Source organism: Streptomyces sp. NPDC097619, assembly GCF_040302735.1.
Classification (GTDB): domain Bacteria; phylum Actinomycetota; class Actinomycetes; order Streptomycetales; family Streptomycetaceae; genus Streptomyces.
This window is the reverse complement of sequence record NZ_JBEOSD010000088.1, coordinates 16,999-32,823: the sequence shown is the minus strand read 5'-3', so window position 1 is coordinate 32,823 and position 15,825 is coordinate 16,999. Positions and strand designations below refer to the sequence as shown.

The window sequence follows — 15,825 nt, the reverse complement described above, 5'->3', positions numbered from 1 at the left end:
CCAGACGCCCTGGGCGCCGAGGGCGAGCCCGGCGGCGATCTGTTCCCCGCTGCCGATGCCGCCCGCGGCCAGGACGGGCAGCGGGCCCACGTCCGCGCGGGACGCCGCCGGGACGGTGGCGACCACCTCCTCGGTGGCCGGGTTGAGCACGGTCAGCTCGGGCGGGGCCTTCTGGGGTGACACCTGATGCCTCACAAGCGTTCGAAGGAGCGGCGCAGTTCCCAGTCGGTCACCGCGGAGTCGAAGGCGTCGAGTTCGACGCGGGCCATGTTGCGGTAGTGGGCGACGACCTCGGGGCCGAAGGCGGCCTTGGCGATCTCGCTGTTCTCCCAGAGCTCGGCGGCCTCCCGGAGGGTGCCGGGGACGTGCGCGTAGTCCCCGGTGTAGGCGTTGCCGGCGCAGGGCTCGGGGAGTTCGAGGCGGTTCTCCAGCCCGTACAGTCCGGCGGCGATCAGCCCGGCGACGGCGAGGTACGGGTTGACGTCCCCGCCGGGGAGGCGGTTCTCGAAGCGGAGGGAGCGGCCGTGGCCGACCACGCGGAGGGCGCAGGTCCGGTTGTCCGCGCCCCAGGCCACGGCCGTGGGGGCGAAGGATCCGGGGCGGAACCGCTTGTACGAGTTGATGTTCGGGGCGTAGAGAAGGGAGAAATCGCGCAGGGCGGCGAGCTGGCCGGCCAGGAAGTGCCGCATGACGGGTGACATGTCATGGGGTGCGCCGGTGTCCTCCGCCGCCATGGCGTTGCGGCCGTCGGCGTCGGTGAGGGAGAGGTGGATGTGACAGGAGTTGCCCTCCCGTTCGTCGTACTTGGCCATGAAGGTCAGGGAGTGGCCCTCCTGGGCGGCGATCTCCTTGGCCCCGGTCTTGTAGACGGCGTGCTGGTCGCAGGTGACGAGGGCCTCGTCGTAGCGGAAGGCGATCTCGTGCTGGCCGAGGTTGCACTCCCCCTTCGAGGACTCCACCGTGAGCCCGGCGCCCGCCATCTCGTTGCGGATCCGGCGCATCAGCGGTTCCACCCGGCCGGTGCCGAGCACGGAGTAGTCGACGTTGTACTGGTTGACCGGGGTCAGGCCGCGGTAGCGGGCGTCCCAGGCCCGTTCGTAGCTGTCCTTGAAGACGATGAACTCCAGCTCGGTGCCGACCTGCGCGGTCAGGCCCAGCTCCGCCAGTCGGTCCAGCTGGCGGCGCAGGATCTGGCGGGGCGCGGCGGTCACCGGGGAGCCGTCGTGCCAGGCGAGGTCGGCCATGAGGAGGACGGTGCCCGGGTTCCAGGGCAGCCGCCGCAGGGTGGCGGTGTCGGGGCGCATGGCGAAGTCCCCGTAGCCCTGCTCCCAGGAGGACATCGCGTAGCCCTCGACGGTGTTCATCTCGGTGTCGACGGCGAGCAGGTAGTTGCAGCCCTCGGTGCCGTGGGTGAGCACCTCGTCGAGGAAGAAGCGGGCGGAGAACCGCTTGCCCTGGAGCCGCCCCTGCATGTCGGGGAAGGCCAGGACGACGGTGTCGATCTCACCGCTCGCGACCAGGGAGCGGAGCTCCTCGGTGCCGAGCGGCGGCTTGCGGTCTACCACGGGATTCTCTCCTTCGGTGCGCCGAGAAGCCATAAGGTATGGGGAAAGACCATTGATTGGGAAGAGGGGAAACCGGACGTGGTGAGCGAAGAGACGGCCCGCGGACCCGCCGGGCGGACCGACCGGTTGGGGCCGGTGCTCCGCCACGTCCGGGCCGGCAACGGCTTCGAGGAGGCCCTGCAACAGATCCTCCGACTGGTCCGACTGGGACTGGTGCCCGCCGGTGAACGCCTGCCCCCGGAACGGGAACTGGCTGAACGCATGGGCATCAGCCGGGTCACCCTGCGCGAGGTCCTGAAGGTGCTCCAGGACCAGGGCCTCGTGGAGAGCCGCCGCGGCCGGTACGGCGGCACCTTCGTGCTGCCGCGCCCCGGCACCCCGGCGGGCGGGGCGGAGGCGGAGCTGCGCCGCCGGGTGGCGGGGGTCGACATCGAGGACGTGCTGCGCTTCCGGGAGGTGCTGGAGGTGGGCGCGGCCGGGCTGTGCGCCGCCCAGGGGCTGGCGGGCGCGGAGGCGGACCGGCTGCGGCGTGCCCTGGAGGCCACCGCGGCGGCCCCGCTGGAGGACTACCGGCGCCGGGACACCCTGCTCCACCTGACCCTCGCGGAACTGTCCGGATCCGCCACCCTGACGGCCCAGTACGCGGCCGTCCGGGCCACCGTCAACGACCTCCTGGACTGCATACCCCTGCTCGTCCGCAACCTCGAACACTCCCAGCGGCAACACGCCGCGCTCGTGGACGCGATCCTGGAACGGGACCCGGAGGCGGCCCGCGAGGTGATGCGCGAGCACTGCTGCGGAACGGCGGCCCTGCTGCGGGGCTTCCTGGCCTGAGGGGCGGGGCGAGAGCCGGACGCGAGGTTCACGCGTGACATTGCAATCTCACGGGTGACCGAACACGGTGACACCGCGCCCCCGGCGCCCCACCGAGAGGCATCCGTAACCGCCGTTTAACGCGAGGGGGTTGCGCCCGGCCGGATCCTGCCGCAAAGGTGTGCGCCTAAACCTTTGCCCGGCCAGGGGACCGAGGGCTCCGCACCGCGGGGCCCCGCCCCGCCGCGTCCGGGCCCCTCAGGCAGGAGCGCGCATGGCCGAGTACGCCGAGTACGCCGAACCCACCGGCCCCACCGGCCCGGGGGCCCCGCCCGGCGGGTCCCCGGACGCGGCCTACCTGGAACGCCGCACCCTGCGCCGCGGCAGCGCCGGCTGGGTGCTGCTGACCGGCCTCGGGGTCGCGTACGTGGTCTCCGGGGACTTCTCCGGCTGGAACATCGGGCTGGAGAAGGGCGGGTTCGGCGGCCTCGCCATCGCCACCCTGTTGATGGGCACCATGTACGCCTGCCTGGTCTTCTCCCTGGCGGAACTCTCCTCGGTGCTGCCCACGGCGGGCGGCGGCTACGGCTTCGCCCGCCGGGCCCTCGGCACCTGGGGCGGCTTCCTGACCGGCACCGCCATCCTCATCGAGTACGTCCTCGCCCCCGCGGCGATCGTGATCTTCATCGGGGACTACGTGGAGTCCCTCAACCTCTTCGGCCTCACCTCCTCCTGGCCCGTGTACCTCGCCTGCTTCGCGGTGTTCATCGGCATCCACCTCTACGGGGTGGGCGAGGCCCTGCGCTTCAGCCTCGTCGTGACGGCCATCGCCGTCGCGGCGCTGCTGATCTTCGCGGTGGCGGCGTTCACCGAGTTCGACGGCGGCTCGCTGCGGGACATCCCCGTGGACGCGGCCGCCGCCGGTTCCAGCTCCTGGCTGCCCTTCGGCGTCCTGGGCATCTGGGCCGCCTTCCCCTTCGCCATGTGGTTCTTCCTCGGCGTGGAGGGGGTGCCGCTGGCCGCCGAGGAGGCCGCCGACCCGGTCCGCTCCATGCCGCGGGCGCTGGCCCTGTCCATGGGCATCCTCGGGGTGCTCGCCGTGCTCACCCTGCTCGCCGCCACCGGCGCCCAGGGCGCGGACGCCGTGAAGTCCGCCGGCAACCCGCTGATCGTCGCCCTGGAGGGGGACGACGACCCCACCGCCCTGAGCCGGTTCGTCAACTACGCGGGCCTGGCGGGCCTGGTCGCCTCCTTCTTCTCGCTGATCTACGCGGGCTCCCGGCAGCTGTTCGCGCTGTCACGGGCCGGGTACCTGCCCCGCTTCCTGTCGCTGACCAGCCGCCGCAAGGCCCCCTACCTGGGCCTCCTCATCCCGGGCGCGCTCGGGTTCCTGCTCGCCGCCGGGACCGGCAACGGACCCCGGATGCTGAACATCGCCGTCTTCGGCGCCACGATCTCCTACGCCCTGATGGCCCTGTCGCACCTCGTGCTGCGCCGTCGCGAGCCCGGACTGGCCCGGCCGTACCGCACTCCCGGAGGCATGCTGACCTCCTCCGTGGCCTTCGTCCTCGCCCTGTCCGCGCTGGTCGCCACCTTCCTGGTGGACAAGGACGCCGCGTTCATCGCGCTGGCCGTGTACGCCGTCGCCCTGGCCTACTTCGCGTTCTACAGTCGGCACCACCTGGTGGCCGGGGCGCCGGAGGAGGAGTTCGCGGCGCTGGCCGCGGCCGAGGCGGAACTCTCCCGCGACTGAGCCGCGACCGACCGGGACGGCGCCGGGGTCCGCTCCCCCGGAGCCCGTCCGCCACTGTCACCTGTCACCTGTCACCTGTCACGGGAACCACTTCACATCGCACCGCACCACACGCCCCACACGCACCGCACCGCACCGCACGCACCGCACCGCACCGCACCGGAGGTCCGCACGTGTCCAGGCCGCTCATCGGCATCTCCACCTACGTGGAGCCTTCCACCCGCTACGGGGTCTGGGACCTGCCCACGGTCCTGTTGCCCTCGGGCTACCACGAGCTCGTCCAGGCCGCGGGCGGTACGGCCGTCCTGCTGCCGCCGGACGACAGCGCGGTGGCCGCGGCGGTGGTGGCACGGCTGGACGGCCTGGTCATCGCGGGCGGGCCGGACGTGGACCCGGCCCGGTACGGAGCGGAGCGGGATCCCCGCACGGGCCCCGAGGCCGCCGAACGGGACCGCTGGGAGCTGGCCCTGATCCACGCGGCCCTGGCCGCCGGGGACCTGCCGCTGCTGGGCGTGTGCCGCGGCATGCAGGCCCTGAACGTGGCCCTGGGCGGCACCCTGGTCCAGCACATCGACGGCCACTCGCCGGGCGGGGGCCGGATGGGGTCGCACCCGGTCCGCCCGGTGCCGGGCACCCGGTACGCGGCCCTGGTCCCCGAGCGCACCGAGGTCCCGACCTACCACCACCAGGCAGTGGACCGGCTGGGGCGCGGGCTGGTCGTCTCGGCGCGGGCGGACGACGGCACGGTGGAGGCCGTGGAGCTGCCCGGCGAGCAGTGGGTGGTGGGCGTGCAGTGGCATCCGGAGCGCGGCAGGGACACCCGGGTCATGCGCGGCCTGGTGGACGCGGCCCGGGTCCCGTCCACGGTGGCCTGACGGGGGCCCGGCGGACGGAAGGCACGGCCGAGGGTGGCACGGAGCCGGCCGAACGGTGCCGGGGGCACCACGGCCACACCGTCACAGGTGACCTTGCACCGTGACATGTGACCGAACAACCCCACCCGTCACACCCCGCCCCGCCCCGCCACACCCCCACGCCACACCCCCGCCCCGTCACCCCCGCCGCGTCAGCGACAGCAGGTCCCGGGCCGGTCCGGCGGGGCGGGTGCCCGTCGGCCAGACCGCCCGCAGCGCCCTCCGCAGCCCGGTGCCCGCCACGGGCACGGCCACGAGCTGTCGGGAGGCCAGTTCGGCGCCGAGGGCGAGTTCGCTCAGCACGCAGGGCCCCGCCCCGCTCACCGCGGCCGCCTTGACCGCCGTGGTCGAGGCCAGCTCCAGGAGCGGGGTGGCGAGCCCGCCCGCCTCCGCGAGGGCCGCGTCCAGCACCTGCCGGGTCCCGGAGCCCCGCTCCCGCAGGATCAGCGGGGTGCCGGCCAGCTCCACCGCCGGCAGCTCGGCCCGCCGCCGCGCCCACCGGTGTCCGGGGGCCACCGCCACCACCAGCCGGTCGTGCGCAATCACCGCCGAGTCCAGCCCCTCGGGCACTGTCAGTCCCTCCACGAAGCCGATGTCCGCCTCGTGTCCGAGCACCCGCGCGGCCACCCCGGCGGAGTTCCCCGCGTGCAGGGACACCGCCGTCCCGGGCCGCTCGGCCCGCAGCGCCACCAGCCAGCCCGGCAGCAGGTACTCGGCGATGGTCATGCTCGCGGCCACCCGCAGCCGGGAGTCCCGACGCCCCCGCAGGGCCTGCGCCCCCGCGTCGAAGGCCTCCGCGGCCTCCACCACCGGCCGCGCCCAGTCGGTGACGAGGGCCCCCTCCGGGGTCAGCGTGGAACCGCGCGGGGAGCGTTCCACCAGGGCCACCCCCAGCCGGGTCTCCATGGCCCGGATCCGGCTGCTGGCCGCGGGCTGGGTGATGCCCAGTTCCCGGGCCGCCGCGCCCAGGCTGCCGCGCCGGGCCACGGCGAGGAGCAGCTCCATCGCCCCCAGATCGGGGACCCGGTGGGAGAGGGGGACGGCGGGTTCCGGGCTGCCGGTGGTGCCGGTACTGCTGGTGCTCATAAGGTCAGTTTATGAGGCCATAGGATCACCGGCTCTACTGCGAAGGTCCCGGCGGGCGGAGCCTGGGGACATGGCCTCCCTCGCACCCTCCCCCGCACAGCCCCTCGTCCGTACCGGTCGCCCCGCCACCGGCCCGGCCCCGGTCCGCCGGCTGCTGGCCCTGCGCCACCTGGGCCCGAACTGGTACGCCTCCGTCATGGGCACGGCCATCATCGCCAACGCCGGCGCCGCGCTGCCGGACTCCCTGGGCTTCCCCGCCCTCCCCGGCTACCGGGTGGCCCTCCAGGTGGTCTGGGCGCTGTCGGCCGTGGCCCTGCTGGTGCTGCTGACGGCCCGCGCCGGGCACTGGCTGCACCACCGCGACCAGGCCCGCGCGCACCTGCTGGACCCGGCCGTGGCCCCGTTCTACGGCTGCCTGTCGATGGCCCTGCTGGCCGTGGGCGCGGGGACCGTGCTGGTCGGCTCGGACGTGATCGGGCGGAGGGCCGCGCCGGCCGTGGACGCCGTGCTGTTCACCGCGGGCACCGTGGCCGGGCTGGTGGCGGCGGTGGCCGTGCCCTACCTGATGGTGGTCCGGCACCGGGTGGAGCCCGGCCAGGCCGGGCCGGTCTGGCTGCTGCCGGTGGTGGCCCCGATGGTGTCGGCGGCGGTCGGCCCCCTGCTGATCCCCCACCTGCCCGCCGGGCAGGCCCGCGAGGCGATGCTGCTGGGCTGCTACGCGATGTTCGGGATCAGCCTGCTGGCCACCCTCCTCCTGCTCCCCCTGATCTTCGGGCGGCTGATCGTCACCGGCCCGCTGCCCCTGGCGCTGACCCCCACCCTGTTCCTGGTGCTGGGTCCGATGGGCCAGTCGGTGACCGCCGTGAACCAGCTCGCCGACCAGGCCCCCACCGCGATCGGCGGACCCGTGGCCGAGGCGCTGGCCGGTTTCGCCGTGGTGTACGGGGTGCCCGTGCTGGGCTTCGCCCTGATGTGGCTGGCGCTGGCCGTGGCGATGGTGGTGCGGGCCGCGCGGGCGGGCATGGGCTTCGCGATGACCTGGTGGGCGTTCACCTTCCCGGTGGGCACCTGCGTCACCGGGGCCGAGGGCCTGGCCCGGCACACCGGGCTGACCGCCCTGCACTGGCTGGCCGCGGCCCTGTTCGCGGCGCTGGTCGGGGCCTGGTGCGCGGCCGCCTTCCACACCCTGCGCGGGCTGTTCTCGGGCCGTCTCCTGGCGGCCCCCGCCCGCCCGGTGCCCGCGGCCCGCTGACCGGACGCCCCACCGGGTGGGTACACCGCGGCCACTCCTCGGGCCCGCGGCCGAGCGCGCCGCCCCTTCGTGGGGCGGCGCCGCCGTCAGTTCCGGGACGGGGTGCCCGCGGAGGGTTCCAGGTTCCACGCCTCGTGCGGGACGCCGCTCAGCGAGGGCGCCGGGGCGGGGTCCGCGGAGTCCTCGGCCCCGCCCCCGCATCCGGAGGTGCCGGCGGCGACGGCCAGGACGGCGGTGAGGGCGAGCAGGGTTCCCCGTACGGTGCGCATCGTCCCAGCTTAGGCCGTGGTCGGCGGGTGTTCCGGCCCGGCCCCGGCGCGGGCCAGGGCCTCGCCGAGCACCCGTGGGGCCTCGGCCAGGGAGGGTCCGTACCAGGTGAGGTGTCGGCCGCTGACGAGGGCGGCGGGCAGGGCGGGGAAGGCCTCGGGGCCGTCCGCGGCCGAGAAGGCGTACGGCTCGTCGGGGAGGACCACCAGGTCGCAGTCGGACGCGGTCGGGTCGTCGGCGGGGATCCGGGGGTAGCGCTCGGCGTGGTCCGCGTGGCGGTTGCGGACGCCGAGCCGGGCGAGGAGGTCCCCGGCGAAGGTGTCGCGGCCCAGCACCATCCAGGGCCGTCGCCACACCGGTACGACGGCGGTCCGGACGGGCCCGGGGCGGAGCTCCGCCCAGGCCGCCTCGGCCTCGTCCAGCCAGCGCGGCCGGGTCAGTCCGCAGCCGGTGAGGACCCGCTCCAGTTCGGTGAGGGCCTGGGGCAGCGTGCGGACCTCGGTGAGGAGCACCTCCAGGCCCGCGGCGCGCAGGGCGTCGAGGTCGGGGGCGCGGTTCTCCTCCTCGTTGGCGAGGACGAGGTCGGGGCGGAGCCGGACGATCTCCGTGAGGTCGGGGTTCTTGGTGCCGCCGATCCGGGCCGCGTCGAGGTCCGGGGGGTGGCTGCACCAGGCGGTGGCGCCGACCAGGAGGCCGGGGGCGGTCTCGGCGACGGCCTCGGTGAGGGAGGGCACCAGGGAGACGACCCTCATCGGCGGCCCGGGGGCTGCGGGGTGGCCTCGATGTGGTCGCCGACGGCGACGACGAGGATGCGGGTGTCCTCCCCGGTGGCCCGCCAGCGGTGCCGGACCCCGCCGGAGAGGAAGAGGGCGTCGCCGCTCTCCAGGCGGTAGGCGCGGCCCTCCGCCTCGACCTGGCAGGCGCCGGAGATCACGTACATCAGCTCGTCGTTGCGGTGCTGGTACTCGCGTCCGGCGTCCTGTTCCCCGGTGAATTCGAGGGCGTGGAGTTGGTGGTGGCCGCGGACCAGGGGGCGTACCCCGGGGACGGGCACGAGGGCGGAGCGGTCGTCGGCGCGCACGAGGTCCACGGTGCGGGTGCTGTCGGAGGCGGCGAGGAGCTCCACGGCGGTGGTCTCCAGGGCGTCCGCGACCCGTTCGAGGGAGCGCATGCTGGGGCGGGCGCGTTCGTTCTCTATCTGGCTGAGGAAGGGCACGGAGAGGCCGCTGCGGGCGGAGACGGCGGCGAGGGTGAGGCGCAGGGCGCGGCGGCGCTTGCGGACGGCGGTGCCGACGCGGAGGGGCTCCTTGGCGTCGCGGTCGCGTTCCTTGTCGTCGCGTTCCCTGTCGCCGCCGTCGCGGGCGCCACGGTCGCGGTCGCGCTCGGGGGCCGCGCCGCCCGTCCGGCCGGTGGGGCCGGTGCCGGCGGGGTCGGGCCCGGGGCTCCCGGGGTCGGCGGGGGCGCCGCCGACCGGGCCCTCGGCGGCGGGCCGGTCTTCCGGGTACTGCCTGGCGTCCATCGCGGGGCTGCCCTCCCCTGGTCGTCGCACGTCGGTGTGCTGTAAGCACCTTACGCAGCTTCGGCCCCGCTGTTCGCGCCCACCGCACACCCGGCCACGGGGCACCGGTGGACCGGCCGGCGACGCGGGCCGTGCGGCATCATCGTGCGCGTGACCCGACGACTGATGCTCCTCGACACCGCTTCCCTCTACTACCGCGCGTACTTCGGTGTGCCGGACTCGGTCCGGGCGCCCGACGGGACGCCCGTGAACGCCGTCCGCGGCCTGCTGGACTTCATCGGCCGGCTGGTGCAGGACCACCGGCCGGACGAGCTCGTGGCCTGCATGGACGCCGATTGGCGGCCGCACTGGCGGGTGGAACTGATCCCGTCCTACAAGGCGCACCGGGTGGCGGTGGAGAGCCCGGAGGGCCCCGACGAGGAGGAGACCCCGGACACCCTGGCCCCGCAGGTCCCGGTGATCGAGGCGGTGCTGGACGCCTTCGGGATCGCCCGGGTGGGGGTGGCCGGGTACGAGGCGGACGACGTGATCGGCACCCTGACGGCGCGGGCCGGCGGTCCGGTGGACATCGTGACGGGTGACCGGGACCTGTACCAGCTGGTGGACGACGCGCGCGGGGTGCGGGTGCTGTACCCGCTGAAGGGGGTGGGGACGCTCCAGCTGACGGACGAGGCGGTCCTGCGGGAGAAGTACGGGGTGGACGGGCCGGGGTACGTGGACCTGGCGCTGCTGCGCGGGGATCCGAGCGACGGCCTGCCCGGGGTGCCGGGGATCGGGGAGAAGACGGCGGCGAAGCTGCTGGACGCCTACGGCACGCTGGACGGGATCATGGCGGCGGTGGACGATCCGGCGTCGAAGTTGACCCCCTCGCAGCGGCGGCGGCTGGACGAGGCGCGGGCGTACGTGGCGGTGGCGCCGAAGGTGGTGCGGGTGGCGGCGGACGTGCCGCTGCCGTCCTTCGATCCGGTGCTCCCGGTGCGCCCGGCGGATCCGGTCGCGCTCGATGCGCTCGCCCATCAGTGGGGTCTGAGTGGCGCTGTGGGCCGTCTGGTCTCCACACTTGAGCGATAAAGTGTTAGCTTAGGCATACCTAAGCTCATCGGTCAGGGGAAGACAGGGGAGTCGTCGTGGCTGAAGGACCCGCTCGCAAGGTCGGCACCGCGGTGGTGCTGCGCACCGAGCAGCTGACCCCGCACATGGTGCGCATCGTGCTGGGCGGGGAGGAACTGGCCGGCTTCGAGGCGGGCGAGTTCACCGACCACTACATCAAGATCCTCTTCGCCGCCGAGGGGGTCACGTACCCCGAGCCCTGGGACCTGGAGCAGATCCGCGGTTCCTTCCCGCGGGACCAGTGGCCACGGAACCGCGCCTACACCGTCCGGTCCTGGGACCCCGCGGCGGGCGAAATGACCGTGGACGTCGTGGTGCACGGGGACCAGGGCCTCGGCGGCCCCTGGGCGGCCCGCGTGCGGCCCGGCGAGCGGGTGTACTTCCTCGGCCCCGGCGGCTCCTACGGGCCCGACCCGCTGGCCGACTGGCACCTGCTGGCCGGTGACGAGAGCGCCCTGCCCGCCGTGGCCGCCGCCCTGGAGCGGATCCCGGCCGGCGCGAAGGTCTTCGCCTACCTGGAGGTGGGCGGCCCGGAGGACGAGATCGAGATCACGACGGCCCCCGGGGTCACCCCGGTGTGGCTGCACCGCGGGGACCGCCCGGTCGGCTCCCTGCTCCTGGAGGCCGTCACGGGCCTGCGCTTCCCGAGCGGCGCGCCGCACGTGTTCGTGCACGGCGAGGCCGGGTTCGTGAAGGAGATCCGCCGCCACCTGCGGATGGAGCGACAGGTGCCGCGGGAGAGGCTGTCGATCTCCGGGTACTGGCGCCTGGGCCACACCGACGAGGGCTGGCGCTCCATCAAGCGGGAGTGGAACGCCCGCGTCGAGGCCGAGCAGGAAGAGCAGCCCACCCTCGCGACCGCCTGACGAGCACCGGGCCTCGGAACGGGCCCTTAGGGTGGGCCCGGTGAGACGCCGCCGCACCCCGCCCCGCTCGCCCCTGCCCCAGCGGCACGGCATCGACCCGGTCCACCTCCGCCTGCCCGCGGAGGGCCCCTGGACCACCCTCGGTGGATACCTGGAGGAACGGTACGCCGGGGGCGCGGGCGCCGGTGCGATCGCGGGGCTGCTCGACTCCGGGCAGGTGTACGGGGAGGACGCCCGGCCGGTCCGGCCCGAGGACCCCTGGCGCCCGGGGGCGCACCTGTGGTTCCACCGGGAGCTGCCCGCCGAGCCGGTGGTGCCCTTCCCGATCACAGTGGTCCACCGGGACGCGCACCTGGTGGTGGCCGACAAACCGCACTTCCTGGCGACGACCCCGCGCGGCGGGCACGTGGTACAGACGGCCCTGGCCCGGCTCCGCGAGGAGCTGTCGCTGCCGGAGTTGAGCCCGGCGCACCGGTTGGACCGGCTGACGGCGGGGCTGGTGCTGTTCACCGTCCGCCCCGAGGACCGCGGGGCCTACCAGCGGATGTTCGCCGACCGCGAGGTCCACAAGGAGTACGAGGCGGTGGCCCGCTTCGAGCCCGCGCTGACCGGCACCTTCCCCCGGACCGTCCGCAGCCGCGTCGAGAAGGAGCGGGGGGTGCTCGCGGCCCGCGAGGTCCCGGGGCCGCCCAACAGCGAGAGCCGGGTGGAACTCCTCGACCGGCACGGGCCGGTGGCCCGGTACCGGCTGCTGCCCCGCACGGGGCGCACCCACCAACTGCGGGTCCACATGTGCTCCCTGGGGCTGCCGATCCTGGGGGACCCGCTGTACCCGGAGGTGCTCGACCCGGCGCCGGAGGACTACGCGGATCCGCTGCGCCTGCTGGCCCGGCGGCTGGAGTTCACCGATCCGGTGACGGGCGAGGCCCGCCGCTTCGAGAGCCGGCGCACCCTGTCCACGGAACCGCCGCGCTGACGCGGCGGACGGGACGCCCCCTCGGGCACGGCCCCCTCGGGCGCGACCCTCAGGCGTCCGCTCCCGCCACCGCTCCCCCACCGTCCGCGATACCACCGTCCGCGATCCGACCGTGCGCGATGCCGCCCCCGGCGATCCGGAGCGCGGCCTCCGCCGTGGCCTCGGCGAAGACCTCCGCCGGGACCGGCGGGCCGGAGTCCCGGATCAGGATGACCCCCTCGATCAGCCCGAAGAGCAGGGCGTTGCGCAGCTCCAGCCCGTCCGCGGGGAGGGCGGACCCGGCGGCGGTCCGGGCCAGCAACCGGCGGTAGCACTCCTTGAGTTCGGCCCGTACCCGGCGGAAGACGGCGAACCGCTCGCCCCGCACCTCCGGCAGGAGGTAGAGGGCGCCCAGGTTGTACGGGCCCTCGCACAGTAAAAGGACGTCCGAGCGGCACAGTTCCCACAGCCGCCGCTCGGCGGGCCGGTCGTCCTCGGCCAGCAGCCGCCGGGCCAGCTCCAGGGAGGGCGTGACGGTGGACTCCAGCAGCTCGGCGAGGAGTTCCTCCTTGCCCCCGAAGTAGTGGTACATGGTGGCCTGCCGCATGCCGGCCCGTTCGGCCACGGCCCGCGTGGTGGTGGCGGCGTAGCCGCGCTCCGCGAACAGCGCGGCCGCCGCACCGAGGAGTTCCTCGCGCGGCGGCAGTCCGCTGGGCGGCCGCTGCCGGTCCGCGCGCGGTCGCCCCACCCGACGCCCCGAATCGCTCATGGTCCGATCGTCGCACAACAGCCCGTGACGTGATCATGCCTGAGCGCACATCAGTACGGGCCGACCCCCGGAGGAAACTCCAAGGACCGGCCCGTACGGATCCGACGGAACGGGAGGATCAGCCCACGGAGCTGTAGGCCACCACACCCCGCAGCAGGGCGTCCACGGCCTTGCGGGCGTTCTTCGCGATGGTGGCTCCCTCGCCGGAGGGGGCGGCCGCGGCGACCTGCCCGAGCACGTCGATGACCTGCTTGCACCAGCGCACGAAGTCACCGGCGGGCATCTCGGCCTCCCGCAGCACCTCGTCGAGGCCCTTCCCGGAGGCCCACTGGTAGGCGGCCCAGGCGAAGCCCAGATCGGGCTCGCGCTGGCCGACGCCCTCGGCCTGGTTGATCCGGTGCTCCTCCTCCAGGGCGTCCAGCCGGCCCCAGATCCGCACCATCTCGCCGAGCGCGGCCTTGGCGGCGCCGCCGGGGACCTTCGGCGCGACGGCGTCGTCGGACTGCCGCGCCTCGAAGACCAGCGCCGAGACGCAGGCGGCCAGCTCCGCGGGGCTCAACCCCTCCCAGATCCCGGCCCGCAGGCACTCCGAGGCCAGCAGGTCCAGCTCGCCGTAGAGCCGGGCCAGCCGCCGGCCGTGCTCGGTGACCTCGTCCTCGCGCAGGTAGTCCAGCTCGGTCAGGAGCCGGTGGATGCGGTCGAAGGTCCGCGCGATGGTGTTCGTGCGGCCCTCGATGCGCCGCTCCAGGACCTTGGTGTCCCGCCGCAGCCGGTGGTAGCGCTCGGCCCACCGGGCGTGGTCCTCGCGTTCGTCGCAGCCGTGGCAGGGGTGCGCCCGCAGGGCCGCCCGGAGCCGGGCGATCTCGCGGTCGTCCGCCGCGGCGGCCCGGCCCGGCCGGTGCCGCTCGGGCACGAGGTGCCCGGCCTTGGTGCGCAGCGCGGAGGCCAGGTCCCGACGGGACTGCGGGGAGCGGGCGTTGAAGGACTTCGGGATCCGCATCCGCTCCACCGGCTCCACCGGGACGGGGAAGTCGATCGAGGCCAGCCGCTTCACCTGGCGCTCGGCGGTGAGGACCAGCGGGCGCGGGCCCTCCTGGTACTCGTACCCGCGGTGCCCGTTGGAGCGGCCCGCGGGGACCCCCGGGTCCAGCACCAGGGCCAGTCCGGCGAACTTGCCGGTGGGCACGTGGATGACGTCCCCCGGCTTCAGCTTCTCCAGGGAGGCCGAGGCCTGGGCGCGGCGCTGGGAGACGCCCTGCTTGGCCAGTTCGGTCTCGCGGTCCTTCAGGTCGCGGCGGAGCTGGGCGTACTCCTCGAAGTCACCGAGGTGGCAGGTCATGCCCTCGCGGTAGCCGTCCAGGCCCTCCTCGTTGCGCTGGACCTGCTTGGAGATCCCGACCACCGAGCGGTCCGCCTGGAACTGGGCGAAGGAGGTCTCCAGGAGCTCCCGGGAGCGGTGCCGGCCGAACTGCTGGACCAGGTTCACGGCCATGTTGTACGAGGGCTTGAAGCTGGACCGCAGCGGATAGGTGCGGGTGCCCGCGAGGCCCGCGAGGGCGCCCGGGTCCATGCCGCGCTGCCAGAGCACCACGGCGTGGCCCTCGACGTCGATCCCGCGCCGGCCGGCCCGGCCGGTCAGCTGGGTGTACTCGCCGGGGGTGATGTCGGCGTGCTGTTCGCCGTTCCACTTGACCAGCTTCTCCAGGATCACCGTGCGCGCGGGCATGTTGATGCCCAGCGCCAGGGTCTCGGTGGCGAAGACGGCCTTGACCAGGCCGCGGACGAACAGCTCCTCCACGACCTCCTTGAAGGTGGGCAGCATGCCCGCGTGGTGGGCGGCGATGCCCCGCTCCAGGCCCTCCAGCCACTCGTAGTAGCCGAGGACGTGGAGGTCCTCCGTGGGGATGGAGGCGGTGCGCTCCTCCACGATCTCGCGGACCCGGGTGCGGCCGGCGTCGTCGTTGAGGCGCAGTCCGGCGTACAGGCACTGCTGGACGGCGGCCTCGCAGCCCGCGCGGCTGAAGATGAAGGTGATCGCGGGGAGCAGGTCCTCGTGGTGGAGGCGCTCGATGACCTCGGGGCGGCCCGGGGTCCAGATGCGGTTGCGGGAGCGCCGCTCGCGCTCGCGGTCGGCCTCGCGGACCATCTTGCCGCGGCGCCGGTCGCGCGGGTTGTACGTGCGGCTGTTCTCCTGCCGGGCCATCCGCAGCAGGTCGGGGTTGACCTCGCGGCGGGCGGAGCCGCGACCGCCGTGGTCGCTCTCCTCCTCGAAGAGGTCGTAGATCCGGCGGCCGGCCATCACGTGCTGCCAGAGCGGGACGGGGCGCTCCTCGGAGACGATCACCTCGGTGTCCCCGCGGACGGTGTCCAGCCAGTCGCCGAACTCCTCGGCGTTGGAGACCGTCGCCGACAGTGACACGAGGGTCACCGACGCGGGGAGGTGGATGATCACTTCCTCCCAGACGGCCCCGCGGAACCGGTCGGAGAGGTAGTGCACCTCGTCCATCACCACGTACCCGAGGCCGTTCAGCGACTGGGAACCGGCGTAGAGCATGTTCCGCAGCACCTCGGTGGTCATGACCACGACGGGGGCTTCGGAGTTGACGCTGTTGTCGCCGGTGAGCAGGCCGACCTTGTCGGCGCCGTAGCGCTTGACCAGGTCGGCGTACTTCTGGTTGGAGAGCGCCTTGATGGGGGTGGTGTAGAAGCACTTGCGGCCCTGCGCGAGGGCCAGGTGCACGGCGAACTCGCCGACGATCGTCTTGCCCGAGCCGGTCGGCGCGGCCACGAGCACGCCCTTGCCGGCTTCCAGCGCCTTGCACGCCTCGATCTGGAAGGGGTCCAGACCGAACTCGTACAGCTCGCGGAAGGGCGCCAGGGCGGTGGCCTCCTCGGCGGCGCGGAGGCGGGCGGCGGCGTACCGCTCGGCGGGTGAGAGGTCCTCTGTCATCTTGTC

14 protein-coding genes and 1 pseudogene are annotated in these 15,825 nt (G+C 74.3%); 7 read left to right on the top strand and 8 right to left on the bottom strand.

Annotation, left to right across the window (positions count from 1 at the left end):
- Both ABTZ17_RS22950 and ABTZ17_RS22945 read right to left on the bottom strand, forming a co-directional pair.
- Positions 1–150, bottom strand: a 150-nt coding sequence (locus tag ABTZ17_RS22950; protein ID WP_352197558.1) for a nitronate monooxygenase, incomplete at its 3' end; no start/stop codon positions are given.
- Positions 151–191: 41 nt separating this feature from the next.
- Positions 192–1,565, bottom strand: coding sequence for a glutamine synthetase family protein (locus ABTZ17_RS22945; protein ID WP_352197555.1), 1,374 nt, complete (start codon positions 1,563–1,565; stop codon positions 192–194).
- A gap of 81 nt (positions 1,566–1,646) precedes the next feature.
- Here ABTZ17_RS22945 and ABTZ17_RS22940 point away from each other — a divergent pair, with 81 nt between their 5' ends.
- The 3 genes from ABTZ17_RS22940 (at position 1,647) to ABTZ17_RS22930 (ending at position 5,006) form a co-directional block, all read left to right on the top strand.
- Entirely contained in the window at positions 1,647–2,399 is a 753-nt protein-coding gene (locus ABTZ17_RS22940) for a FadR/GntR family transcriptional regulator (protein WP_352197554.1), read from the top strand.
- Between the two features lie 253 nt (positions 2,400–2,652).
- Positions 2,653–4,131 carry an ethanolamine permease gene (gene eat / locus ABTZ17_RS22935; RefSeq protein WP_352197553.1) on the top strand — a complete coding sequence of 493 codons (1,479 nt, stop codon included), beginning with the start codon at positions 2,653–2,655 and terminating at the stop codon, positions 4,129–4,131.
- A 173-nt stretch (positions 4,132–4,304) separates the two neighbouring features.
- Positions 4,305–5,006 carry a gamma-glutamyl-gamma-aminobutyrate hydrolase family protein gene (locus tag ABTZ17_RS22930; protein ID WP_352197552.1) on the top strand — a complete coding sequence of 234 codons (702 nt, stop codon included), beginning with the start codon at positions 4,305–4,307 and terminating at the stop codon, positions 5,004–5,006.
- Positions 5,007–5,183: 177 nt separating this feature from the next.
- Here the strand turns inward: ABTZ17_RS22930 and ABTZ17_RS22925 are convergent, their stop codons facing one another.
- Positions 5,184–6,131 carry a LysR family transcriptional regulator gene (locus ABTZ17_RS22925; RefSeq protein WP_352197551.1) on the bottom strand — a complete coding sequence of 316 codons (948 nt, stop codon included), beginning with the start codon at positions 6,129–6,131 and terminating at the stop codon, positions 5,184–5,186.
- A 70-nt stretch (positions 6,132–6,201) separates the two neighbouring features.
- Here ABTZ17_RS22925 and ABTZ17_RS22920 point away from each other — a divergent pair, with 70 nt between their 5' ends.
- Entirely contained in the window at positions 6,202–7,383 is a 1,182-nt protein-coding gene (locus ABTZ17_RS22920) for a TDT family transporter (RefSeq protein ID WP_352197550.1), read from the top strand.
- A gap of 86 nt (positions 7,384–7,469) precedes the next feature.
- Here the strand turns inward: ABTZ17_RS22920 and ABTZ17_RS22915 are convergent, their stop codons facing one another.
- The 3 genes and pseudogenes from ABTZ17_RS22915 to ABTZ17_RS22905 all read right to left on the bottom strand — a co-directional run.
- Positions 7,470–7,652: a hypothetical protein gene (locus tag ABTZ17_RS22915; protein WP_352197549.1), complete on the bottom strand. Its 183-nt coding sequence runs from the start codon at positions 7,650–7,652 to the stop codon at positions 7,470–7,472.
- A 9-nt stretch (positions 7,653–7,661) separates the two neighbouring features.
- On the bottom strand, positions 7,662–8,402 hold the full coding sequence (locus ABTZ17_RS22910; RefSeq protein ID WP_352197548.1) for a helical backbone metal receptor: 741 nt from the start codon (positions 8,400–8,402) through the stop codon (positions 7,662–7,664).
- Positions 8,399–8,965, bottom strand: a pseudogene (locus ABTZ17_RS22905) (helix-turn-helix domain-containing protein); the annotation flags it as partial. The pseudogene ABTZ17_RS22905 and the gene ABTZ17_RS22910, both read right to left, overlap by 4 nt.
- 369 nt (positions 8,966–9,334) lie before the next feature.
- Here ABTZ17_RS22905 and ABTZ17_RS22900 point away from each other — a divergent pair.
- Genes ABTZ17_RS22900 through ABTZ17_RS22890 form a run of 3 tightly spaced genes read left to right on the top strand, consistent with a single transcriptional unit; the run spans position 9,335 to position 12,121 of the window.
- Entirely contained in the window at positions 9,335–10,240 is a 906-nt protein-coding gene (locus ABTZ17_RS22900) for a 5'-3' exonuclease (protein ID WP_352197557.1), read from the top strand.
- Positions 10,241–10,296: 56 nt separating this feature from the next.
- Positions 10,297–11,145 carry a siderophore-interacting protein gene (locus ABTZ17_RS22895; protein ID WP_352197547.1) on the top strand — a complete coding sequence of 283 codons (849 nt, stop codon included), beginning with the start codon at positions 10,297–10,299 and terminating at the stop codon, positions 11,143–11,145.
- A gap of 40 nt (positions 11,146–11,185) precedes the next feature.
- Positions 11,186–12,121, top strand: a complete 936-nt coding sequence (locus tag ABTZ17_RS22890) for a pseudouridine synthase (RefSeq protein ID WP_352197546.1) — start codon at positions 11,186–11,188, stop codon at positions 12,119–12,121.
- A 49-nt stretch (positions 12,122–12,170) separates the two neighbouring features.
- Here the strand turns inward: ABTZ17_RS22890 and ABTZ17_RS22885 are convergent, their stop codons facing one another.
- Both ABTZ17_RS22885 and ABTZ17_RS22880 read right to left on the bottom strand, forming a co-directional pair.
- Positions 12,171–12,869, bottom strand: coding sequence for a TetR/AcrR family transcriptional regulator (locus tag ABTZ17_RS22885; RefSeq protein ID WP_352197545.1), 699 nt, complete (start codon positions 12,867–12,869; stop codon positions 12,171–12,173).
- Between the two features lie 118 nt (positions 12,870–12,987).
- The gene (locus tag ABTZ17_RS22880) at positions 12,988–15,819 is read right to left on the bottom strand and encodes a DEAD/DEAH box helicase (protein WP_352197544.1); all 2,832 of its coding nucleotides are present in this window, start codon (positions 15,817–15,819) and stop codon (positions 12,988–12,990) included.
- Positions 15,820–15,825 lie beyond the last annotated feature (6 nt).